Annotated in this window: 19 protein-coding genes and 1 pseudogene; 2 read left to right on the forward strand and 18 right to left on the reverse strand. The window is 35.8% G+C overall.

What is annotated here, in order from left to right; genetic code table 11:
- Window positions 1-55: 55 nt before the first annotated feature.
- From I7822_RS27745 to sstT, 12 genes are all read right to left on the reverse strand, one after another.
- Window positions 56-1,006 (reverse strand): sugar ABC transporter substrate-binding protein, encoded by a 951-nt coding sequence (locus I7822_RS27745; protein WP_207982270.1) that lies wholly within the window; start codon window positions 1,004-1,006, stop codon window positions 56-58.
- A gap of 106 nt (window positions 1,007-1,112) precedes the next feature.
- Window positions 1,113-3,143 carry a PAS domain S-box protein gene (locus tag I7822_RS27750; protein WP_207982271.1) on the reverse strand — a complete coding sequence of 677 codons (2,031 nt, stop codon included), beginning with the start codon at window positions 3,141-3,143 and terminating at the stop codon, window positions 1,113-1,115.
- Window positions 3,109-3,951, reverse strand: a complete 843-nt coding sequence (locus I7822_RS27755) for a CheR family methyltransferase (protein WP_372442253.1) — start codon at window positions 3,949-3,951, stop codon at window positions 3,109-3,111. The genes I7822_RS27750 and I7822_RS27755 overlap by 35 nt, the downstream gene beginning before the upstream one ends.
- Before the next feature lie 21 nt (window positions 3,952-3,972).
- Complete coding sequence (locus tag I7822_RS27760) at window positions 3,973-6,732, reverse strand: response regulator (protein ID WP_207982272.1); 2,760 nt, start codon at window positions 6,730-6,732, stop codon at window positions 3,973-3,975.
- Between the two features lie 417 nt (window positions 6,733-7,149).
- Window positions 7,150-8,481: a CoA-disulfide reductase gene (locus I7822_RS27765; protein ID WP_207982273.1), complete on the reverse strand. Its 1,332-nt coding sequence runs from the start codon at window positions 8,479-8,481 to the stop codon at window positions 7,150-7,152.
- Window positions 8,482-8,799: 318 nt separating this feature from the next.
- A complete protein-coding gene (locus I7822_RS27770) occupies window positions 8,800-10,482 on the reverse strand; it encodes a Ycf46 family AAA ATPase (protein WP_207982274.1) in 1,683 nt (560 codons plus the stop codon).
- Between the two features lie 273 nt (window positions 10,483-10,755).
- Entirely contained in the window at window positions 10,756-11,379 is a 624-nt protein-coding gene (locus tag I7822_RS27775) for a 4Fe-4S single cluster domain-containing protein (RefSeq protein ID WP_207982275.1), read from the reverse strand.
- Entirely contained in the window at window positions 11,379-12,113 is a 735-nt protein-coding gene (locus I7822_RS27780) for a ComEA family DNA-binding protein (protein ID WP_207982276.1), read from the reverse strand. The genes I7822_RS27775 and I7822_RS27780 overlap by 1 nt, the downstream gene beginning before the upstream one ends.
- The gene (locus I7822_RS27785) at window positions 12,114-12,326 is read right to left on the reverse strand and encodes a DUF2997 domain-containing protein (RefSeq protein ID WP_207982277.1); all 213 of its coding nucleotides are present in this window, start codon (window positions 12,324-12,326) and stop codon (window positions 12,114-12,116) included.
- Window positions 12,327-12,341: 15 nt separating this feature from the next.
- The gene (locus tag I7822_RS27790) at window positions 12,342-12,773 is read right to left on the reverse strand and encodes a DUF1257 domain-containing protein (protein WP_207982278.1); all 432 of its coding nucleotides are present in this window, start codon (window positions 12,771-12,773) and stop codon (window positions 12,342-12,344) included.
- A gap of 283 nt (window positions 12,774-13,056) precedes the next feature.
- On the reverse strand, window positions 13,057-13,758 hold the full coding sequence (locus I7822_RS27795) for a hypothetical protein (protein WP_207982279.1): 702 nt from the start codon (window positions 13,756-13,758) through the stop codon (window positions 13,057-13,059).
- A 283-nt stretch (window positions 13,759-14,041) separates the two neighbouring features.
- On the reverse strand, window positions 14,042-15,280 hold the full coding sequence (gene sstT / locus I7822_RS27800) for a serine/threonine transporter SstT (protein WP_207982280.1): 1,239 nt from the start codon (window positions 15,278-15,280) through the stop codon (window positions 14,042-14,044).
- 734 nt (window positions 15,281-16,014) lie between these two features.
- Here sstT and I7822_RS27805 point away from each other — a divergent pair.
- Window positions 16,015-16,941, forward strand: coding sequence for a DMT family transporter (locus I7822_RS27805; protein ID WP_207982281.1), 927 nt, complete (start codon window positions 16,015-16,017; stop codon window positions 16,939-16,941).
- Window positions 16,942-16,953: 12 nt separating this feature from the next.
- Window positions 16,954-17,538, forward strand: coding sequence for a cysteine dioxygenase (locus tag I7822_RS27810; protein WP_207982282.1), 585 nt, complete (start codon window positions 16,954-16,956; stop codon window positions 17,536-17,538).
- A gap of 126 nt (window positions 17,539-17,664) precedes the next feature.
- Here the strand turns inward: I7822_RS27810 and I7822_RS27815 are convergent.
- The 6 genes and pseudogenes from I7822_RS27815 to I7822_RS27840 form a co-directional block, all read right to left on the reverse strand.
- Window positions 17,665-18,027 (reverse strand): annotated as a pseudogene (locus I7822_RS27815) (DNA/RNA helicase domain-containing protein); the annotation flags it as partial.
- A 110-nt stretch (window positions 18,028-18,137) separates the two neighbouring features.
- Complete coding sequence (locus I7822_RS27820; protein WP_207982284.1) at window positions 18,138-18,440, reverse strand: nucleotide pyrophosphohydrolase; 303 nt, start codon at window positions 18,438-18,440, stop codon at window positions 18,138-18,140.
- Window positions 18,441-18,742: 302 nt separating this feature from the next.
- Window positions 18,743-20,152, reverse strand: coding sequence for a 23S rRNA (uracil(1939)-C(5))-methyltransferase RlmD (gene rlmD, locus I7822_RS27825; RefSeq protein ID WP_207982285.1), 1,410 nt, complete (start codon window positions 20,150-20,152; stop codon window positions 18,743-18,745).
- An 18-nt stretch (window positions 20,153-20,170) separates the two neighbouring features.
- Window positions 20,171-21,037: a DNA-3-methyladenine glycosylase family protein gene (locus I7822_RS27830; protein ID WP_207982286.1), complete on the reverse strand. Its 867-nt coding sequence runs from the start codon at window positions 21,035-21,037 to the stop codon at window positions 20,171-20,173.
- A 94-nt stretch (window positions 21,038-21,131) separates the two neighbouring features.
- The gene (pdaA, locus tag I7822_RS27835) at window positions 21,132-21,938 is read right to left on the reverse strand and encodes a delta-lactam-biosynthetic de-N-acetylase (RefSeq protein WP_207982287.1); all 807 of its coding nucleotides are present in this window, start codon (window positions 21,936-21,938) and stop codon (window positions 21,132-21,134) included.
- A 416-nt stretch (window positions 21,939-22,354) separates the two neighbouring features.
- Window positions 22,355-23,893 carry a fumarate hydratase gene (locus tag I7822_RS27840; RefSeq protein WP_207982288.1) on the reverse strand — a complete coding sequence of 513 codons (1,539 nt, stop codon included), beginning with the start codon at window positions 23,891-23,893 and terminating at the stop codon, window positions 22,355-22,357.
- Between the last annotated feature and the right edge of the window lie 33 nt (window positions 23,894-23,926).

The raw sequence follows: 23,926 nt of genomic DNA on the forward strand, positions 1-23,926 counted from the left end.
GAATCCTTGCCATCGGGCAAGGATTCTTTAATTTTGCATTGTTACTTAAGGTATATCACTTCAACAACTTATTAAGAAATTCCAGTCTACCTTCCGCATTCCCTTTAATAATGATATCTACACCACTATCAATATTTTTCTCAACTTTTTCTCCCTCTGACACTTTTAATGCATTTTCAATACTTAAGTAACCCATATCATATGGATTTTGCGCTACCGTACCTGGTATTGTTCCTTCTTCAATTAATTCAAGCATTTCGGTAATTCCATCTGCTCCTGTAACCGGCATGTTAATCCCATGCTCTTTTATAACATCTATAACCTCTAGTGCCATCACGTCATTTGAAGCCATCACACCTTTAATGTTAGGGTGATTCTTTAAAATTGTTGTCATTGCATTTCTAATTGGTTCAGAATCATTGGATAATTCAGTAACTTGTCCCGCAACTATAATCCCAGCATCTTCTAAAGTACGTTTAGCTCCCATCATTCGATCACCTGATACAGGGCTGGTTAGATCGCCACCAATAAGCGCCACTTCATCTCCAGGCTGGAGGTGGGATGCTAATAATGATCCTGCTTTTTCACCTAGTTCAAAGTTATTAGTACCAACATAAGTTGTTTTTTGTGCCCACGGATCATCTGTATCTAACAGTAATACAGGAATGTTAATTTTTACAAATTTTTCTAATATTGGTATGGTCTCGGATGGTATAATTGGCGAAACAACTAATACATCTGGCTTTTCTTTAAGTACCTGTTCTAATATTTCGTTCTGTTCCTCAACTGTCCCGACTCGAGGTGCAAGTACTTTACCATCCATACCAAAGTCTTGAAACCCTTTATTAACCCCAGCATTAACAATTTCCCAATACTGAGAATTTAAATCCTTTAAAACAACGACTACTTTTGGCTTTTCGTCTGCAAATGATTTCGTGATAAATCCTATAATAATGGCAGAAAAGACAAAGACAATAAGCAAAAGTAATTTGCTTTTTTTTAACACAACATCCTCCCCTCTCTGTATAGATTCAAGTCGAAAGATAAGTAAGTCTAATAAATTTGCGAAGGTTCAGTCTATTCACCTTCTTACAACTACTCAATAAGTTATTTTAATAATGATTTATGTTAAAACGAATCGAGAAAATTGTTCCCTTGTTTCCAGTTTCGATATCAATGTCAGCATGGTGACGTTCCGCTACACTATAGCAGATAGCTAGCCCCAATCCAGTTCCCTTCTCCTTCGTAGTAAAGAAAGGTGTTCCGATTTTCTCTAGCACCTCAGGGCTGATACCTGCTCCTTGATCTTTTATTTCCAAAATGACTGCTTGTTCTTCTACATACGTTTTTATCGTAAGTTTCCCACCTGATGACATTGCATCAAGCCCATTTAGTGCAATATTTAAAATAAGCTGACGAATCTCCTTTTGGTCAAGGTAAATATCAGGGCATTTACCTAAATCAAGAAATATATGCTTACTTGAACGCAATGCTTCTGCTTGGATCAATGGTGATAAAGCTTCAATGATGTTATTTAAATTATGCTTCATCTTAACGCTAACCTTATTCTTAGCTAAATTAAGGAATTCGGTAATGATTGAGTTCGCTCTATTTAATTCTTCTAGCATTAAATCAACAATTTCTACAGGTAAATTATCACGGTCATTCCTAGTAACTTGTAAAAAACCGTGAACCGTTGTCATAGGATTTCGAATTTCATGGGCAATTCCTGCTGCCATCTCACCAATTAAATTCAAACGATCTAATCGATACATTTCCTTCTCCAAATGAACCCTTTCCGTAATATCTGTCAAAACAATAAGGGTGCATGGCTCTGGGTGAATGTCTATCATTTCTGTTGACAATAATCCTGCCCGAATCTCACCATTTTTCGTTTTGTAGCTAATTTTCTTATTACGAATGGTCTGGTTGAGATCGATATAGCTGCCATCTGATTCATCGGTGAAATGTTGTATATTAATACTTTTGTTTACCAACTCATCATAACTGTATCCTATAATGTTCACCCAGCTTGTATTTATGTCAATAAACATTCTATCTTTAAGTGAAAAAATCGCCATTAAACAAGGACTAGATTCAAAGATTTTTCTAAACCTTTCTTGAGAAAGATATAGATGATCCGCTATCTTATTTCGTTCTTCTATCTCTTTTTGAAGCTTCTCGTTAGCCTTTAAAAGCTCAAAGGTTCGTTCTTCGACTATATGCTCCATATTATGTAGCTTTTGCTTTTTAACTTCCTCTATTTGCTTTCTTTCGGTGACATCACGAATTGTACAAACAAAAATCTGTTGATCTTCTACTGTCGTTTCTCCAATTTGAATATCGGCAGGAAAGTAACTTTCATCCTTTCGCAATGAAACTGACTCAATCACCTTTCCTACAGCTTTTTTTATGGAGGAAAAGATAGAGAATGTTGATTTATTTTCATTGTCATCCTTCATCTTTAGAAATAGCATCACAATATGTTTACCGATTATTTCCTCAGCTTCATAGCCGAACATGGTTTTTACAGCTGGGTTAACCGATAAAATAAAGCCTTGTTCATCAAAGGTCACAATGGTGTCCATTAAGGTTTCACCAATAACCTTTGCTAATGCTTCCGTGCGACGTAAATTCAAAGTTGTTCGATCAAGTTTTTTATTAACTTCATTAAGTTCGACATTACGTTCTAAGTCACTTTGAATAATATTCTCCTCATGCTTTTGGTGAATTTTCACAAATTGTTCAATTTTCTGTTTAAGCGTTTCTGGATGAAATGGCTTAAAAATATAATCAATCGCACCTACAGAATAGCCTTGATGAACATTTTCCATATCTTGACTAATCGCCGTTATAAAAATAATCGGGATATGTCTGGTTTTTTCTCTAGCTTTAATAAGTTTAGCTGTTTCAAAACCATTTAGCCCAGGCATTTGTACGTCAAGTAAAATAACAGCAAAATCATGTTTAAGCATACACTTTAAAGCGTCTTTTCCTGAGTTGGCACTGACTAAGTGATAGTTTGGAGATATGAGTACAGCTTCCAATGCTAATAGATTTTCTGGATGATCATCCACCATTAAAATATTAACCTTTTTTGCAGGTGTATTATTTAATTTTGCGATAGAGTTTTTCCGATGCATCAAATTCTCCGTAACAGTTTTCATAACTTGTAAACTTTATCCCCTCTCTTTTACCTAGTCCAAGAAAACCAGATAAGCTTAGGCTATCGTAAAATAGCTTATGGACATCATTTTGAAGACACTTATTAAAATAGATTAGGACATTGCGACAAATAATAATATCAAACTCGTTAAATGAATGATCTGTTACTAAATTATGCTGTGCAAATACAACATTTTTTTGAAGAAAGGGATGAAAAAATACCTTATCATCCACTGCCTTATAATATTCTGAAAAGGACCTATTCCCGCCTGCTTCAAAATAATTTTTGGTATAACGTTGCATTCCATCTAATGGAAACGTACCTTTCTTTGCCTTTTCTAAAATACTTGCATTTATATCAGTGGCAAAAATTCTCGTTTTTTCGTAAATCCCTTCTTCATGCAAAAGAATAGCCATTGAATAAACTTCCTCTCCAGAAGAGCAGCCAACATGCCAAATACGGATATCTGGAAAGTCTTTTACTAATGGGATAACTTTTGTCCGAAAAGATTTAAAAAATTCGGGATCTCGGAACATCTCGGTAACGTTTATTGAAAAATCAGAAATTAGGCTTTCCATAACGATAGGCTCGCGTAAAACCTTTTCCTGTAAAGCAGATATACTAGTTAAATTCTCCTTATTAACACGATGACAGATTCTTCGTTGAATGAAAGGAGTAGCATAATTTCTAAAGTCATATCCATAGTAGCGAAAAACGGCCTCTAGAAGTAAATCTATTTCAATTTTCTCAACCTCTTCTACTTCTGCTTTATTATGATTGTGTATTTTAAATTCGTTTGTAATTTTCTACCCCTCCTTACTATACAACCATACTTGCATGAGAGAGAATAACTGATCTAAATTAATCGGCTTACTAATATAGTCTGTTGCACCAGCATTTAGGCATTCTTCTCGACTATGCTTCATTGCTTTTGCTGTAAGAGCTATGATTGGAATTGTTTCAAATTCTGGGATTTTGCGAATTCTTCTCATTGCTTCAAACCCATCTATCTCAGGCATCATAATGTCCATTAGGACCAAATCGGTATCAGGATTGGCCTGCAGCACATCAATGCCTTCACGACCATTTTCTGCAACAATAATATCCATTTCATACTTCTCAAGGGCAATTGTTAAGGCATAAACATTTCGAATATCATCATCAACGATAAGAATTTTCTTATCTTTTAACAAAGACTTGCCATGTTGCTTCATCGTAACTTCTGCATTAACTTTGGTAGCTAAGTTTAGTTGATAATTCTCAATTTCAAGTCCTACTGCTGCTTCTTTTAAAGTAACTTCCTCATCAATTTTGCCGCTTTGTTCGAAGTGGGGCAAATATAATGTAAAGGTACTTCCTGTTCCTTTCTTACTCGTTACCTCTATAAACCCACCTAATAATTGAGCGTATTCTCTACTAATAGAGAGACCTAATCCAGTACCACCATATTGACGACTTGTCGTTCCATCTGCCTGCTTAAAGGCATCGAATATTGTTTCTTGTTTATCATTATCTATACCAATTCCTGTATCGATAACAGAGAAGGCTAGCATAGGTTTCACCTGTTTATCTCCCTCTAATAGGTGTTTTCCATTGCCTTCTTTTACTACTTTATTAATAACTAGGGACACACTTCCACTTTCAGTAAATTTAAAGGCATTTGAAAGGAGATTTTTTAACACTTGCTGTAACCGTTGTTCATCTGTATAGAAACTCTCTGGCAAACCTGCCTCCAATTCAACAGAAAACTGAACATTTTTTTGACGAGCAATTGGAGTGAATTGACTAGTAATAAAATCTCTCACATTTTGAAACTCTACTTCTTTAGGGATAACCTCTAATTTACCTGACTCCACTTTCGCCAAATCTAATATATCGTTTATTAAATGGAGCAAATCATTTCCAGAGGAGTAAATCGTACGGATATATTCTTCTTGTTTTGCTGTAAGATTGCCTTGTCCATTCTCAGAGAGGATTTGCGCCAATATTAATAAACTATTAAGTGGTGTTCTAAGCTCATGGGACATATTTGCTAGAAACTCAGATTTATATTGAGAGCTTAGCTCTAGTTGCTGAGCTTTTTCTTCAAGTGCCTCTCTCACCTTTTCTACCTCTTTTTTCTTTTGTTCTGAGGTCTCATATTGCTCTTCTAGTTTTTCGTTTGTTGTCCTTAATTCCTCTTGCTGCAGCTGTAACTCTTCAGATTGTGCTTGAAGTTCTTCCGTTAAAGCTTGGGACTCTTGTAATAATCTTTCTGCCTTCATACGGTTTGAAATACTATTGATTGTAATACCAATATTGCTATTCACTTCCTCAAGAAGCTTTACTTGAGAAGGATTAAATGGTTCAAAGGATGCAATTTCAATTACTGCAAGTACATCATCTTCGAATTGAACAGGTAAAATAATGATATTTTTTGGTGAGCCTACTCCCATACCTGAACGGACTTTTATGTAATTATCAGGGATCTGGTTAAGTAAGATTGGACGTTTTTCAGCCGCACATTGCCCAATTAGTCCTTCTCCAATTCTAAAACGCTCAAATTCTTTATTTTCATCAGAAAAGGCATATGCTGATAGCTTCTTTAAATATTGCTCACTCTCTTCGACTTCCTTTATATAGAAAACTCCGAAACTAGCACCCACCATCGGGACAAGCTTAGCAATTAACAATTCCGCTAGCATTTGAATATTTTCAACTTCTGGATACATTGTCGCTATTTCAGCAATCTTTGTTTTTAGCCAGCTATGTTCTTCTGCTTGGTCTATTAATTGCTTCTCAAGCTTGCTATGCTCTTCTAGTGCCTTTGCCATTTTGTTAAACGCGATAGCGATTTCACCTATTTCATCTTTAGAAAAAATCTCAATTCGTGGCAACCGACCGAAATCACTAGTAGAAACACGTTTCATGACCGATGTTACATTGTTAAGATTTTTTGTCATACGACTAATAATCCATATTGTGAATCCAATTCCAATAGTCAAGGAAATGGCTAAATATATATAAATAATGGTGACCGCCCAATTGTAGGTTTCTCTCGACCTTAGGAGCTCATTTTTCATTTCTTGTTCCTGTAAGCCATGGAGAAGGTCTGCAATTTGCAGCATTCTTTGTCTAGTAAGCTCAGCTTCATTCCACAGTGAAGGTTGAATATCAACTTCACTATCTATATTTTGAGTTGTCATGACTTGTTGTGCCATATTTTGATAGGACTTATGCAATGTTTTAAACTTAGCAATTAGTTCCTGAGACTTTTCTTGAGTGTCCTTCTTTTCAAGTGACTCAATTGCCAACTGCATATTTATATGCGACTCTTCCCATGCATTTGTTGCAGCTTGCTTGTTTTCAGCTGATTGATTACTCGTAATCTCTCTTAATTCCCTACCAATATTAGAGGTCTCGTACTTAATATCAGAGGCCATATCAATTCTGTCATACAATTCATTAACAACCACTTGCATATTCACTGTTGATTGTTGAAGCAAATTCATTAAAATGACAACGATAATTGAAATTAATAAAAGTAATGATCCTATGCTCGCATAGAGCTTTGTTTTAAATTTCATATGACCTCCGTCTTTACCTATCAGTTTTGTTTCAATACTTATTCGATTTATATAAAATTTTAATATTCAAATTAATATTTTTCTTATAATAATACTTTAAAGTGCTGTGCCTGTCACCACCCGTATTTTGTAGATAACTGTCGAATTTTTTTCTGTAAATTTTTGAAATTATTCCTATTTCTTATTTAATTTTAAAATAAAAAATGCCTCTCCAAATGGAAAGGCTTTGTATTACTGGTTCCAGTACTATTTAAAAAGTGGCTGCAAATGCTCGAAATTTGTAGATACCTGTCGAAATATTAGGGGTTATAAAGAATGAATTCATTAGCTGAACAACTAATTCGATTGATCGATCCTTCTAATCAAATTTGAAAGGGCTTTTGAACTCTCCTGTTCATTATTTTATGATAACCTATACTATTTTACCCTTCTAGCAGCTTGTTGAATCGGATCCCATACGCCATTATATGGTGGGGCATAAGCCAAATCTAAGTCAAGCAATTGGTCGGTAGTCATTGAGTTAAATAGAGCAGTTGCTAACACATCAATGCGTTTATCTACTCCATTCCCACCAATAATTTGTCCACCTAGAATCTTATAAGTTTCTTTATGATAAATTAATTTTAAGGTCAACTTTTTATTATTTGGATAATAGCCAGCAATATCAGAAGATTGAATTGTTACTGATTGACAAGGGATGTTTAACAGCTTTGCCTCCGTTTCTGACAAGCCTGTCCGACCAAGTGTTAAATTGAAAAATTTAATAATCGACGTTCCTACTACACCTTTAAATGTTTTATGAATATTGACTATGTTTAATCCAGCTATCTGACCCTGTTTATTTGCGTGTGTACCTAAAGGAATATGATCATCCTTTTCTTTAATACGATGATATTGTGTTGCACAATCTCCAGCAGCATAAATATCTTTTATACTTGTTTGCATATAGGCATTTACTTGAATAGCACCATTTACATTTTTTATGATTCCAGTACCTTCTAAAAAAGTAGTATTTGGTCTAACTCCAATAGCAATCAGTACAAGGTCTGTTTCATACTCTCCTTTGTCGGTTTTAATAAATTCAACATGGTCATTCCCAGCGAATGCTTCAACAGATTCCCCCATTTTGAGAATAATGTTTTGTTTCTCAGCTTCTCCATGGATAAGCTTAGCCATATCATGATCAAAAATTTTTGCTAATTGCTCATTCCTTTCAATCATTGTCACCTTTTTACCTAATTCCGCAAAACTCTCAGCCATTTCGAGACCTATGTATCCACCACCAATAACCGTAACGTTCTTAATGTCTCTCTGCATATAATCGATTATTTTCTTTGCATCAGGGATGGTCTTCAACGAGAAAATACCCGAAAGACTAGCCCCCTCCCAATCCGGGACCACCGGACTTACTCCAGTAGCAATAAGAAGACGGTCATAAGACAAGCTAAATGATTGTCCATTTGAATGATCTAACCCACTCACCATTTTATTTTCCGAATCAACCTGAAGCACCTCATGAAAAATACGTGCATCGATTCCGTATTTGTCACGAAAAGTCTCTTGCGTACGGGCAATGAGCCTTTCAGTTGAATCAATCTTCCCACTGATCACATAAGGAAGACCACATTGTCCATAGGAATATACTCCACCTTTTTCAAGAACTGTAATTTCGTGTCCTTTGCTATTCCGTACAATTTGCATAGCAGCACTCATTCCTGCTGCATCACCGCCGATAATTAAAATTTTCATCTGCAACCCTCCTATCACTATTTTCCATTTAAAATGGTTTTTTAAACATAGAAAAGTGCCTCTTCCTCTTTTGCCGATAAGGTTTAAGACACTATTTTTGGGGCGGAGAATATGCAAAACACACTCCCCTGTCACTCATTAAAGCTATTTTTTATTTACTTTCATTTTCCAACTATAAGATTGACTAGCCAATACATAAAAGCAGAAACCTAAATTGGCTCTGCTTAATCTTTAAAACTATTTGGCTAATAGAGTCATCTTTACTTGATACTAACTTTACACCCTAAATATTTTCTGTCTTTATCTAGAAGAAACTCCTTAAAAATCTATCGTTCTACCACCACGATTAAAACGAACATCTTCACCAATATCATTGCTTTCAGAACCCGGACCTATTGTTATAGCCACACTGTCCTTTGCGTAGTCTTCACGGTCTTCCTGTGGAGTCGCAGTCACAGCACGAACATTTGCCCAATCTCTAACGCTTCTTATCTGTTCTGCTTGGGTTACAGATAATGGAACTGTGTTAATTATTGCCTTTTCAAAATCGTCCAAACGAATAGAACGACTTTCTGCATATGCTTCAAACAGGCCATCAATCACAAGCTGTTCGATCTCTGCCCCAACAAATCCTTCACATTTTGCAGCTAAGTTTTCTAATACTTCTTCAGTTAACTGGAACCCACCAACCACTTCAGGATCCTTTAGACGTTTTTTAATATGAACCTTTAATATTTCTTTTCTTTCACGTTTTGTTGGTAGATCAACAAAGAAGATTTCATCAAAACGCCCTTTTCGCATTAGCTCAGGTGGTAATCCTGAAATATTATTTGCCGTTGCAATAACAAATACAGGACTTGTTTTTTCTTGCATCCATGTTAAAAATTGGCCGAAAATACGCGAGGATGTTCCACTATCCCCACCATTTGAAATGCCACTAAACCCTTTTTCAATTTCATCAATCCATAAAATAGAAGGAGAAATAGCTTCAGCTGTTTTAATAGCTTTTCTCATGTTTTCTTCACTACTACCAACAATACCGCTAAAAATTTTTCCCATATCCAATCGTAAAAGTGGTAGTTGCCACATTGAGCTAATAGATTTACTTATCATACTTTTCCCACACCCAGGAACACCAGTAATAAGTACCCCTTTTGGTGCAGGTAAGCCATATTTTCTTGCTGAGTCAAGCCACGAGTTATTTCTCTTAGCAAGCCAACGCTTTAGGTTCTCTAAACCACCGACATCTTCCATCTTTAACTCACTAGTAATAAATTCTAGAATTCCAGTTTTTTTAATAATTTGCTCTTTTTCTTCTAAAATAACATCTACGTCATGAATATCCAGTCGACCATCCTCAACCATTGCACGTGCAAATGCATTTTCCGCTTCTGATAGTGTTAACCCCATCGCAGCTTTCGCAAGACGTTCTTTTTCTTCACCAGTTAAAGAAATCTGGATTCGACCACTTTGTTCATTTACATTAATCATTTCATCGAGCACAGATCTTATTTCATCAAACGTGGGTAAATCAAAATCAACGATTGTAATATCCTTTTGTAAGTCCCCTGGTAAGTTTAAAAACGGTGATGTAAAAATAATATTTTTCGGATTTCGACTTTGTTTAATATTGATTAACATATCTCGTAATTTACGAATGACTTGAAAATCAGGTAGTTTCCCTTGACCACCAAAATACACATGGAAATCCTGTAACACAACAATACACGGTTTATCGTATTTTTCAATAAACTCTAACGCTTTTAATGGTGCCTTACATTCATCCTTTGAACTGCCTTGTCCATCAATAATACCTGTTGTCATTCTCCATGTTAAAACTTCTCTGGGAGTTTTAATTAATTCCACATCCTGGGCAACAGAGCGTATAACCGATAATACACGGTCCTCTTCCCAAGTTTGGATATATAAAAAAGGGAAGCGTGCTTTCAATAAATTTGCTAATAACGTTTTTGCTTTTTTTTGAGTTCCAGTTGCAATCATACTTTTCTTCCTTTGCTACGTATTTTTCAACTTTTATAAAAGGAAAGAAGGCCCCTATAAGAATCTAAATATAATTAATTCTATATTTCCTCTGAACCAAAATACTTTTCATCATAATAATAAATCCCAAAAAAATCCAATAGTCATTATTGACAAGCATCCTAAAAAGTTCATATCAAGTTTTGCACATATAATTAAAAGGATAAGCCCTCCTACTACTATTAGATATACTATATTTTCTCCATTCTCATGCTGGTTAATCCCAGTTTTGCACTATACTTCTCTTCTTGCAATTCCATGTGTTAAATTTTTCAATTGTTCTTGAGTAGCCATTCCATTAATTGATACTTTACCGTCTTCACCAATACGAACTTCGATTTTATTTGATGCTTTATTTAGAGCTTTTTCCAAATGTTTATATCTGTCAGTTAAAAATCGATAATTTTGATTAGCCGAACCAATCCAAGGTCTACTTAAATCAAGTTGTTCTTCTACAAAGGGGCCATCAATTAATAAATCCGTAATAGATAATAGTTCCTGCCAACCTGATCTATTACTCTTATTTTCTATTAAAAATCCATACGTATAGCCACTAAAGGTCATAATAGATAGTCCAATTTCTTTAAGCCTTCTTCCTAAAGTCGCTAAAGCTTCTGCTTGGTCGAAAGGCTCACCCCCTAAGAAAGTTACACCCTCTATTTGATTCTTTATCATACTAGATTTAATTTCTTCAAATAGCTCATCAATCGGTGTATTTTCTCCGCCATCTTTTCTCCATGTCCATGGGACCCCACAACCTTTACAATGTATAGAACATCCTTGAACCCATAGACATGCTCTATTTCCTGGACCTTCAACAGCTGTGAAAGGTAGAAAACGGTGAATTCTTACTTTCATTAGAAGTCAACAATCCTTCCACTTTTTTCTTCAGAATTTTTAGAAACCTGATTTTCCAATTTTGAAAATTCTACATAAGGTTTTATGCGTTCTCTAACGTGGGGTTTTAATTGAAGTAATTCAGCAAAATCATCTATAGAGGAAAATCCCCCTTTTTGCTCCCTGATCGTCATTACTTTTTTAGCAAGGATAGCACCTATAGAAGGAATCGAAGCAATTTCCTCTTCACTACTAGTATTAATATCAACTGGTGTAATCGTTTCCTGTACGGTATTATTTTTAACTACTTGATTGTCTTTTTTGAGAACAGTTTTGAATGTTTGATCATTATTGGAACTATTTTGTCCCTCAGTTTCATATTCTTTCTGAATAGATTGTCGTAATTGATCAATATGATTATTATCAATTTTCTTATATTGCTCCAGACGTATTAAATACTCCGGTCTTACTTTAATAGCATGAAAAATAGATCCGATCCATGAAATCATAAGGGCGCCAAATGCCGCATCAGATAATCCACTTTCCTGACTCACTGTTTCAGTGCTAATAATGTAGACGATAAAAGGTATCGCGTAAATTATTCCCCAAATTGTCCATTTCCTTTGTTTAACTCGATATGCAATATAGAAAAACGATATATAGTTAAAAAAACCTAATGTTGCTATTGTCCAAAGCATCCATATAGAATTCATTAACTCCCATGTCCTACCCTTAGAAGTAATTTTTTTAGCCAATTACCTTTCCTCCTTTAGCTTTTGTATAACTGTTTCACTTATGTTTACATTCGTTTCTAAGTATTCTGATGTATACTCAGAATCGATTGTCTCAGCATCTAACATTTGTTCTAATATTTGAATGAATTCCAAACATTTCTTCCCTTTAATACCAAGAGTTTCAGCCTTGATTTTCCCATCAATTCCTATTTCAATCCTCACTCTTTTCTCCATCTCTATTCTCCTATCTCACACTTTAAACGTTAAAACAATTGAGTTTTGTTCATTCACCATTTCTGTTTCTAAAACCATTCCTTGTTCCTTTGCTCTTTGAATTAATTTTTTATATGTTTCCTGTTGAACGAGATGAGTATATTCTTCCTCAAGATTTGATAAAAACTGCTGAGCATCCTCTAGTTTTATCGTAGAATCAAATATTGCTTCAAAAACAGAATCGTCATTTTTTAAGAGACCAATATTAAAATCTTCTATACTTAGCGCATGATCCTCTGTTCGATATGAACAACCATATTGTTCTAAAGCTTTTTTTACGAGTATTTCATCATTCATGAAAGATTGAAGTTTATAACTACTTCTATTTTCAAATTTCTTTTCAAAGCGATTACTCGCAAGCTGAGTAACTGAAATTGCAACAGGAATTAATACTAGTTCAATACTCACAGCGAACCCTCCATCTATAACAAAAAAGTGCAGAACAATGCTTTACAATCTTTATTAAAAACTAATATGACTATACAATTAGTTCTTATAATATTATACAATAAAGACTATGTATTTTAGTAAAAAATTGGAATGATTGTATGTAAGAAAAAAACATTTCTGTACTACATAGTCTTTTATGTCTTTAATTATATCGGTAATATTGTCCTTCTCTTTAGTTACATTGAATTCTTATAGATGTTGATAAGATATAAACTTAAGCCAAAACCAAAACCAAAATCAATTAATAAAAGAAATTACGTACCGCATAATACATGGTTTTTAATAACCCAATTAGTGAAGGAAAGATATCATATAAAGTTTGAAGTGGACTTGTAATAAAACCAACAATAAATCCGATTGGAAGCATAATAATTGCCAGTATTAGACCAATTAGAGCATAAAAGATATCCAAAACAATAAACCAAACGCTAGCTCCCTGAATCACTAAGTTACCTAATTGAAAACCTGTTTCCATTTCACCTATATATAAATCTGTTCTAATATTTGATACTAGTTTTGCTGGAGTATTAATAATGTACGAGAAGTTGTATGTAGACATCGTAGTTGCACTAAAAGTTTCAGTTAATAAACGACCTTCATCACCCGGGAGCAAAATGTGGTATTTTAAATCACCTTCTCCCCATGCATATGCTAGTTCTCTCATTTCCTTTGGAGAAGAAACAAGAGTTTTTCTAGAAGCTGTTTGAGCTCCATAAATTAGTTCAGTTCTCCTTAACTTTCCAAAATTTTCAACCTCTTGTAGAATTAATTCAAAATCAGTAGTTTGATTTTTCACAGACTCTTCATTATTAAAATTTATAAATGAAGATGAAATAATTTGTTTTGCACGATAAGAATCAATTTCTTCTTGCCTTGGTGCTTGACAGCCAGCTAAAATTGTTAAAAGTAAAACTAAAAGAATAAATTTTAAACCATTCTGCATGTTTCCACCCTTTTCTCACTAATTAAATATAGTATTATTTCATAAGACTTTATACCTAATTTTAATCGTATAATGTCTAATTTTACAATTATTAGCCTCCTATAACATTTGTTTAAGTGAAAACAGTTTTATAGATAGCGATTGTGAGTCTCGGTGCCTGTCACTCTCCCCCGTTCTGGGTAAAGCCTAAGTAAATTTCTCCATAAAAAAAACTGCACCTCAAATTGTTAGTCGAGTCTAACAATTTGGGTGCAGTTTAACCGTAGATAAGAAGATTTCTTCTTTATGCTGTTTTCTGGATATCTATTTTCTTTCCTTCTTTACGCCATTCTTTATATTCAGCCGTTGCTGTGAAAAGTACGTCCGTCGATGAGTTAAGCGCCGTCTCACAAGAGTCTTGTAGAACCCCTATAATAAAGCCTACCCCAACTACCTGCATAGCAACATCAGCAGGGATTCCAAATAAGCTACATGCTAGAGGAATCAGTAATAAGGAACCGCCAGCAACCCCTGAAGCACCACAAGCACTTATAGCTGACAGTACACTGAGAAGGATTGCTGTAGGGATGTCTACTTGAATACCTAGAGTATGAACCGCTGCGAGCGTCAATACAGAAATCGTAACAGCAGCACCAGCCATATTGATTGTTGCACCTAATGGGATGGATACTGAGTAATTATCCTTATTCAAACCTAGATTTTCACATAACCTCATATTTACAGGAATATTTGAAGCTGAGCTACGTGTAAAGAATGCTGTAATCCCACTTTCCTTTAAGCATTTAAAAACTAGCGGGTAAGGATTTTGCTTTATAGCTGCGAACACAATAATTGGATTGACAACCAGCGCCACAAAGAACATGCAACCAAGCAAAACAGCAAGTAATCTTCCATAGCTTAGTAACGATTCCAATCCATTTGTAGTAATAGATTCAAAGACTAAACCCATGATTCCTAATGGAGCAAACTTAATAACCCAAGTAACCATTTTGGATACAGCCTCTGAAAAATTAGAAATCAACGTTTTCGTCGTATCAGGTGCATTTCTTAAAGCCAAACCTAGGAGGATCGCCCAAGCTAAAATACCGATATAGTTCCCATTGGCAATTGCATTTACAGGGTTATCAACAACGTTCAACAGCAATGTTTTGAGAACCTCTGCAACACCGCCAGGAGCCGTAAAACCCTCAGCACCCTTTGTAAGTGTTAAACCTACAGGAAAAATAAAACTTGCAATAACTGCGATAAGTGCAGCTAAAAATGTCCCTAAAAGATAAAGGAAGATAATGGACTTCATGTTTGTTTGATGACCTTTCTTGTGTTGAGCGATGGCCGACATAACCAAGAAAAGTACTAACACAGGTGCAATTGCTTTCAAAGCACCTACAAATAAAGATCCAAAAATGGCAACAGGTTGTGCTGCTTGTGGGATTGATACTGCTAGAATAATACCAATAATCAAACCGATAATTATTTGTTTTACTAGACCGAGCTGACTCCACTTTTTCAGTATATTTTTCATAGATATTCCCCCTCTTAATTAAAGTTAAAAAGTTATAACGAGGTATTCATTTCTCTTAATTTTGCGATAGTAATAAGTCTATTACTAATAAATAAGATCAAATAATAGCTGACTTTCATTTAAAATCTACCAATCCAAGAACTGGAATTTGGCTTTTGATTCTTTCCTTCGGTGCTCTCTCAGAGTCTCTCCAAAGATTCATCTAATAGAGATCCTTATTAATAAATAGGTTTCTAGATAGACACCTTTCTTCCAGGGATGGACATTTTCACAAAATTCCACTGTGAAAAGACAACTGTCCTCCTGTTAAGTAGTATTATAGTCAGTTTTTAGATATATTACAATATTATTTTATATATTTGTAATTATCCAAATATTCAAACCAATATTGGAACTAAACAATTCTTGAAAACAATCTCGCGGCAAACTATAACTATCTTAATAGAACTTAATTAACATAGAGATCGATCCATTCATGTACATCTCTGCAGGACACGAATTCATGACTAAAAACAATTCAATAAAATGATCTATAAATAAAAGAAATAAAAAAGCCCGGCGCTCGGAACGGCCACTTCATCCCTATTAATTTTTCCTTACCAATAGCGAATAGCACTCTGATGTATGTTTATCATGTTTATTATCTGACATCAACCTATTGTAAAAGTAACGTTCATCTTCAAGCAAGACAAGCATAGTATGGAATAACAGCCTTTCTGCTGGGAGGAATGATCATGACTCATTTTAGGTCGCAGTTAACTTCATCGGTTTATGCGACGATATCGATTAGTTTTTGGGGAGTCTCATTTGTATCGACGAAGGCAGTACTAGGAAAGCTTGATCCCTATTCTTTACTTGTTCTTCGTTTTGGAATAGGATCCTTATTATTACTATTACTTTTACTCATACAGCGTAACCGCCTAAAAGTCTCAATTAACTACATACCACATATAATCGTACTAGGTATTCTTGGTGTATTTGTTCATCAGGTTCTTCAAGCAACAGCATTGTTAACGATCGATGCTTCTTCTGCTGGATGGCTCATCTCGTTTTCTCCTATCTTTACTGTCATCTTATCCATCCTTTTTTTACATGAAAAGATGAGTATAACGAAAGCTGTAGGAATGATACTGGCGATAACAGGTGTGCTGCTAGTCACAACAACAAGAAGTGGACAATCCTTTGAGTTTGCAATGAATATAGGCTTTCTTCTTATGATCTTGAGTACATTGAACTGGGCTGTTTATTCGGTGCTGTTAAAAAGCTTAAACATTCCTTATCCCCCTCTTTTAGTGACGTTTTACATGTGTTTACTAGGCTTGATTTTGACCACACCCTTTATCATCCGAAACAGGGGGTGGGAATCCCTTTCTTTGCTAACCAATTCAGAGTGGGCCCATTTGTTGTTTCTTGGAGTCTTTGTTTCTGGCATTGCCTACTGGTATTGGGGTAAGGCACTTGAAGGTTTAGAGGCTTCAAAGGTTTCTATGTTCCTATACTTGGAACCCATCACAACTTTAGTTGCAGCTGTTTTACTTTTAAAAGAAAAAGTTTTCATCATAAGTCTTACTGGAGGAATCATAATTATAATAGGAGTGATTATTGTTAATGGACAGATTGTACCTATGTTATTGAGCCTTTTCACGAAAAAACGACTTTAGGAGGAGCGCTTCATGACATTTACAAACAAGATAAGGAATGTTTTAGATTCCTTAAAAAATCCATCTAAAGCCGAGTTAAAAGACGCTCTATTACAGTTAGATATGACACTCGATAATCTTGCTCACTTACCAGAACCATCTGAGGGCAAGCCCTATAACAGAAAGCTTCTTTATAAAAATGAAGAAGTGGAACTGCTCGTGATGAATTGGTCCCAATTAGAATGTGCTCCTCATGATCATGGCAATTCCTTCGGCTGGATACAAGTGCTCTCCGGCACATCCCGTAATTCGGTTTATGAGGTGAACGGGAATGGCTTGCCTATCGAATTATTCCATGTGGATTATCAAAAAGGGACCTATTTTCATGCCCCCAAAAAGGCCATCCATAAAATGAAAGCAGCTATTCATACAGATTTGGTCACTCTCCATCTATATTCCCCTCCCATTACCGGAATGATCGTCTATGATTTACCAAAATGTGCTGCATGTGTCGTATCAGATGATTGCGGAGCATGGTGGCCTGATGAACAATATCAGAAGGTAAAAGAGATTCGATTTAGAAAGACTTATAAAGGAAATGGCAGCTACAACAAGTAAAGAGTAAGTTGTGTATTTTTTGCTCGGGTACAAGCCACATAAAACAATTTAAGTCCATTTTGATTAGAAGAGCTTCGAGTACCATACTGCTTTCTGCTGAACACCCATGCAATATCTTTAAGTCAACTAATTTCTTTTATTTTTTTGTAGTTCCAACAATCTGGATCTTAATTTCGGATCACTAGCATAGATATACAGCCCATGTATTCCTCTTTTCATAAGAACATTTAGAGAATTCAATATGATTTTTTCTTTTATACCATCGCTATTTTGGAATTCATCTTTTCCTCTAAAAGCTTCCGTGTCCTTATAATTCTCTGCAATAATTTTCAATTCATCTGTGTCCTCATCATATGAAATCGATGGACCCAAAATAACACCAACATAATTTAAATCAAAACCTTGTATTGTATAAATCGACCCAACTTCCCTTACTGTTTCTGTTTTTTCTGCCCATGTAATATTTCCGTAGTCACCATTCCAAGGGAGTTTATGCCTTGTCAAAAGGCATTGTTTTTATATCTATTTTACTCATATCGTATTCTACCTACCTCGTGATTGATGGCATTTTGAAGATGAACCAATATAAACCTACTACCTTACTTCTCTTTTTTAACTGGATATTTTAAAGCATTCTTCTCCATTTTCTTAAATGCTTCCTCTTCTAAATCTACATTCATTTTATCCGCTAACTGTAGAAGATATATAAATACATCCGCCATCTCTTCTTTAATGTTCTGTATAGATTCAGCAACCGCTTCCTCACTATTTCTCCATTGAAAATTTTCTAAGAGTTCATTCGCTTCTAATGATATAGAAATAGCTAAATCCTTTTCGTTGTGATAAGGGGCCCATCCCCTCTCATCTCTAAATTCAATAATTTTTTGCATAATATCTTTCATTATTAACCCACCTAGTTAAAATCATTTTTGTAAATATATACTATTTTATCATTTGTTCTAATGTGAATGTAAGTTGTAGGATCATAGTGTCAAATAGTTAATTATGAAGAAACATGAACATTAAGGCCTCTAATTAGCATGTTTGGTTTCACTTTGACTTGTGGACACGAGCATCAAAAACACGGATTAACTCCTGATATTTTACTTCGTTTGATTGACCTGGCCGAAGTTAATGCTAATGGGAGTCTTAGAGTTCACTACCGGTTCTTGGCTTCTCCAAATAAATAGAAGCAGGTAATCCCTTATCGGGAACCTGCTTCTTCTTTCAAAATCATCTGCGCCACACACTCCACATGCGCAGTATGCGGAAACATATCCACCGGCTGAATATACTCAACCTTATAATCCTTGGACAAATAATCAATATCTTTAGCGAGTGTCGAAGGATTACATGAAACATAAACGAACTTCTTCGGCTTTACCTTCTTTATCGCATCCAACAACTTATGATCACAACCAGTCCTCGGAGGATCCACCACAACAACATCGGGACGCCATCCCTCATCAACCCATTTTGGAAGCCAATGTTCCGCAGTTCCTGTTACATAGGTCGCATTCTCAATTTCATGCCTTTTTGCATTATACTGGGCATCAATAATCGCTGCTTCAATTGTATCCATTCCACGAACTTCGCTTGCTCCACTTGCTAGCCATAACCCAATTGTTCCTACACCACAATATGCATCAGCAATTTTTTCCTTTCCAGTAAGGTTTGCTGCTTTTTTCACCTCGTCGTATAGCTTAACGGTTTGGACAGGATTTAGCTGGAAGAAGGCACGTGCTGAAAGTTCGAAGCTAAGGTCTCCAAGTGTTTCTTGGATTACCTCCTCACCACTAAGGTGAATTGTTTTTTCACCAAAGATAAGCGAGGTCTTGTTTCCATTGATATTTTGCACGAGTGATTTTACTTCTGGTAATCTTTTTTGAATTTCGGCCATAATTAATTTTTTACGCGGCACTTCCTTTTGGGTTGTAATTAGAACAACTTGAACTTCTCCTGATTGGAAGCCTGCACGGGTCACAATTGTTCGAACAATTCCTTTACGTTTTCGTTCATCATAGATTGGTACATCGAAGTCTTCGAGGATTTGTTTAACTTCCTCTGACACTTTATTTGTTAATGGATGCTGTACCATACAATTCTGAATCGGAATTAATCGGTGTGAGTCAAGACCATATAAGCCTGCAATGACTTTCCCATTTTTTTGTTGGCCGACTTGGAATTGACTTTTGTTGCGGTAATTCCAAGGCTCTTCCATTCCAATGGTTGGACGAATATCAAGCTTATCTACCTTAAGCTTTGTATGACGTTCCATCGACTGCACAACAATATCCCGTTTTTCCTTAAGCTGTTGGTCATAAGCCAAATGCTGAAGCTGACAGCCTCCACACTCTTCATAGATTGGACATGGTGGTTTTACGCGGAAAGGTGATTGCTTACGAATTTTTTTTACTATTCCTTCTGCAAATTTCGGTTGAATCTTTGTTGCTTCAACAAGGACCTCTTCACCTGGAAGCGCACCAGGTACGAAGACAACCTGCCTTTTAAAGTATCCAACCCCTTCTCCATTGATACCTAGCCTTTTAATTGTTAACGGAAAAGTTTGACCTTGGGTTATTTTTATTTGATTGTCCTGCTTTTTATCTTTCATTATTAAAACGCTCCGTTTCTACTCGATGCTTCTCCATAAATATAATGTGGCGTAGCTTAAATATGGCGCCCATTGCTTACTATATTGATCCATTTCCTCACTTGTTGGCTTCTTCTCAAGGTTGAAATGCTTTTGAATGGCTTTTTGAATTCCAATATCAGCTTTTGGAAAAAGGTTTGGTCGACCCAATCCAGCTAATAATAGGTTTTGAACTGTCCAAGGACCAATCCCCCGTACTTTGATTAACTTTTTCATAATCTCATCATCAGACAGCATGTCCAGTTCTGTTAAATTTAACGTACCCTCTGCAATTAAACGTGATGTATCAATGACATATTCTGCTTTTCTTCCACTGAATTGCAAAGCCTTTAAGTCTTCGTACTCTAAAGCTGCTATCGTTTCCGGTTTTGGATAAAACCAAACATCGTCAATTTGATAGCCAAATGTAGTGACAAATCGTTTTGTTAATGTGTGAGCAAACGCTAAATTCAACTGTTGATGGATGATACATTTCATTAAACAGCTATAAAGATTAAATTCTAACACAATTGGTGTCCCTGTGTGCTGTTGAAAGATTTCTGCAATGTTTGTTGTTTGAAAGTGTAAGCCAAGTGTATGTAATGAAAAATCCCACTGAAATATTCTTTGCATTTCCTTTAATGCAAGTTCTTTCACACGATCATCACTTCCACTAATTTCAAAGCTAGGTTTCATTGTTGAACCAACCGCTTGAACTTTTATGACAAAAGGATTTTCGTCTATGACTACTGGAACCTTTATAAATTTATCTTCTTTATTAAGAAAAATAACAGGATCTAATGAAAGTCGATCTAACGCTAGATTAAAATCATATGGACCATCGATTGCGACAATTTCCTTCCACATTACTTTCGCATCCTTTGCTTCTTTTTACTGCCTATTATAGCATTTTATGTAATGTTTGCTTTCAACCTAATAAAAAACCCTTTGAGACATATCATCAAAGGGAAAATAAATAAGGGTGATCGATCATTTTATTGATCATCAAATCATCCAAGCTTTTAAAAATATAGCCTTGCTTCTCTAAATCAACAATTGCTTGATCAAGTGCTTCAGCATTATCTTTCGAAACTGTGTGCAGTAAAAGAATCGACCCAGGATGAATTTGGCGCATTATATTATCGTAAGAGTATTTCCAGCCCTTTTGTGCATCAACTTTCCAATCTATAAATGCTAAAGACCAAAAGACAGTTGTGTAACCAAGCTCCTTAGATTTAGCGAGAACACGTTCACTAAAGATCCCCCTAGGTGGACGCAGATAGCTCATCCCCTTTTGACCAGTAAGTTCCTCAACTTTTAATCGTACTGACTCAAGTTCCTCTTTGAGTTGCTGATCACTTTGTGTTGTTAAATCAGGATGAAGCCATGAGTGATTACCAACGATATGCCCTTCCTTTACCATGCGTTTTACCAATTCTGGTTCAGTGTTTATATAATGACCTGTGATGAAAAATGTAGCAGGAACATTTCGTTGTTTTAATACATCAAGTACTTTAGCTGTATATCCATTTTCATAGCCATTATCAAACGTTAAATATATTTCCTTTTTTGTAGGGTCACCTAAATAAAACGAGCCATATTTACTTAATAGGTCATCTAATTCTTTACCAGCAGAGGCAGGCTCATGATTTTGACTCTTTTTAAATCCCCAATGAATTGGTTTATTAGATTGTGCGGAAACAGTGCTCATAAAAAGAAAAGTGAGACAAAATAAACTAACAGTAACAGCGATGGACCATTTTTTCATCTTAGTTCTCTCCTCATTATTGTCATTATGTATAGTGTTTATTTAGAGAGAATTTCCATACTGAAAAAAAATTCCAAGGATATTTGTTCTGGGGTATTTTAAAGAGGTTTGATGAATTAGTTTATGACCAACTCTGACTATGTGGCTCAAACTTGGTGCTTGTCATGTTCGGAGTTAGTTGTCCGTTTTCCTTCGCTGTTGTGTCAATTTCAGTATTCATTGCGTCTGTTTTGCTCTTTGTCGCGTCAATTTCAGTATTCGTTGCGTCAGTTTCCTTCTTTATCGCGTCAATTCCGCTCTTCGTTGAGTATTTCCTACATCACATACTCTTTAGTGTTCATTATGTCATTTCCAACCACTCACAACATAAAAAAAGAAGACCTAGGTCACCCAAAGTCTTCTTCTCCATCAAATATTTATTTAAATACCGGCTCTTTGAATTGCGCAAGCTTCTCTAATGAAGATTTATCAACATCTGCATGCAGACTATTACCATGAGAGTCCATTGTAACAACAGCGGTAAAGCCTTCTACTTTCAAGTGCCACATTGCTTCTGGTATACCGAATTGCATAAGGTCGACACCTTCAACAGATTTGATACAATCTGCATAGTATTGAGCAGCTCCACCAATAGCATTTAAGTACACTCCACCGTGCTCACTTAGAGCTTTTAATGTTTTTGGTCCCATGCCACCTTTACCAATAACTGCTCGAATTCCGAAGCGCTTCATTATGTCACCTTGATAAGGTTCCTCACGAATACTTGTTGTTGGCCCAGCTGCTTTTACATGATAGTTGCCGTCTTCATCCTTCATCATAACAGGACCACAGTGGTAAATAACCTGTCCATTTAAATCAACTGGTGAGTCGTTTTCAGAAAGATATTTATGGATCGCGTCACGTCCTGTATACATCATACCGTTAATTCGAACAACGTCTCCAACTTTTAGCTCTCTAATTTTCTCTTCTGTAATTGGTGCTTCAAGAACAACCTCTCTCGTTTGAAGACTTTGTTCTTTAGTTGCTGCCACTTCATCATGACCAAAATCAATCTCTTCTCCATCTTGGTATAGCCACTCATTAATTGAACCATTTTTAGGATCAATGAATACACCAAGTCGACGATATGCCCAACAATTGTAGGCAACAGATACAAAGAAGCTTGCTGGGATACGGTTGATTACACCAATTTTACAGCCAAGTAATGTTGTTTCTCCACCGAAGCCCATTGTCCCAATTCCTAGTTCATTTGCATGTTCCACCACATATTCTTCAAGCTGACGTAAGTCTTCACGTTCATTTACATCATCTACTCTTCTAAAGAGCTGTTCTTTCGCTAGCTCATAGCCGCTAGTACGATCTCCGCCAATTCCTACACCAATAAAGCCTGCACTACAGCCTTGTCCTTGTGCTTGGTAGACAGAGTGCATAATACATTTGCGAATACCATCAAGGTCTCGTCCTGCTTTTCCAAGACCATCAAGCTCACAAGGTAAGCTGTACTGGATATTTTTATTTTCACAGCCACCGCCTTTTAAAATAAGACGGGCATCAATATAGTCATTTTCCCATTGCTCAAATTTAATGACAGGTGTACCTTCTCCAAGGTTGTCCCCACTATTATCACCTGAAATTGAATCTACTGAGTTTGGTCGAAGTTTTCCATCTTTGGTTGCTTGTTCGATTGCACGCTTAATTTCTTTTTTCATCACTAGTTGATTAGCACCAACTGGAACCTTTAATTTAAATGTAGGCAGGCCTGTATCCTGACAAATAGGTGAGATATTGTCATCGGCCATTTTTATATTATTCGTTATCGTTGCAAGTGACATCGCTGAACGAGTCCCAGCGCTTTCTCGTTGCTTTGCAGCTGCAATTGCTCGTCTTACGTCTTTTGGTAAGTTAGTCGATGTTTCTACAATTAGTTGATACATACTTTCATAAAAGTTCTCCATCTCGATTCTCCCCTTTACAGAACAGCAAGCGTC

It is taken from the genome of Metabacillus bambusae (assembly GCF_017497975.1).
Lineage (GTDB): Bacteria > Bacillota > Bacilli > Bacillales > Bacillaceae > Metabacillus > Metabacillus bambusae.

Coding starts and splice junctions, on each gene's coding strand:
- pdaA (WP_207982287.1), bottom strand. CDS start 21,938: ATGAAAAAATGGTCCATCGCTGTTACTGTTAGTTTATTTTGTCTCACT.
- I7822_RS27820 (WP_207982284.1), bottom strand. CDS start 18,440: ATGAAAGATATTATGCAAAAAATTATTGAATTTAGAGATGAGAGGGGA.
- I7822_RS27805 (WP_207982281.1), top strand. CDS start 16,015: ATGACTCATTTTAGGTCGCAGTTAACTTCATCGGTTTATGCGACGATA.
- I7822_RS27765 (WP_207982273.1), bottom strand. CDS start 8,481: ATGAAAATTTTAATTATCGGCGGTGATGCAGCAGGAATGAGTGCTGCT.
- sstT (WP_207982280.1), bottom strand. CDS start 15,280: ATGAAAAATATACTGAAAAAGTGGAGTCAGCTCGGTCTAGTAAAACAA.
- I7822_RS27750 (WP_207982271.1), bottom strand. CDS start 3,143: ATGCATCGGAAAAACTCTATCGCAAAATTAAATAATACACCTGCAAAA.
- I7822_RS27795 (WP_207982279.1), bottom strand. CDS start 13,758: ATGCAGAATGGTTTAAAATTTATTCTTTTAGTTTTACTTTTAACAATT.
- I7822_RS27785 (WP_207982277.1), bottom strand. CDS start 12,326: ATGGAGAAAAGAGTGAGGATTGAAATAGGAATTGATGGGAAAATCAAG.
- I7822_RS27770 (WP_207982274.1), bottom strand. CDS start 10,482: ATGATTGCAACTGGAACTCAAAAAAAAGCAAAAACGTTATTAGCAAAT.
- I7822_RS27840 (WP_207982288.1), bottom strand. CDS start 23,893: ATGGAGAACTTTTATGAAAGTATGTATCAACTAATTGTAGAAACATCG.
- rlmD (WP_207982285.1), bottom strand. CDS start 20,152: ATGAAAGATAAAAAGCAGGACAATCAAATAAAAATAACCCAAGGTCAA.
- I7822_RS27830 (WP_207982286.1), bottom strand. CDS start 21,037: ATGTGGAAGGAAATTGTCGCAATCGATGGTCCATATGATTTTAATCTA.
- I7822_RS27810 (WP_207982282.1), top strand. CDS start 16,954: ATGACATTTACAAACAAGATAAGGAATGTTTTAGATTCCTTAAAAAAT.
- I7822_RS27760 (WP_207982272.1), bottom strand. CDS start 6,732: ATGAAATTTAAAACAAAGCTCTATGCGAGCATAGGATCATTACTTTTA.
- I7822_RS27775 (WP_207982275.1), bottom strand. CDS start 11,379: ATGAAAGTAAGAATTCACCGTTTTCTACCTTTCACAGCTGTTGAAGGT.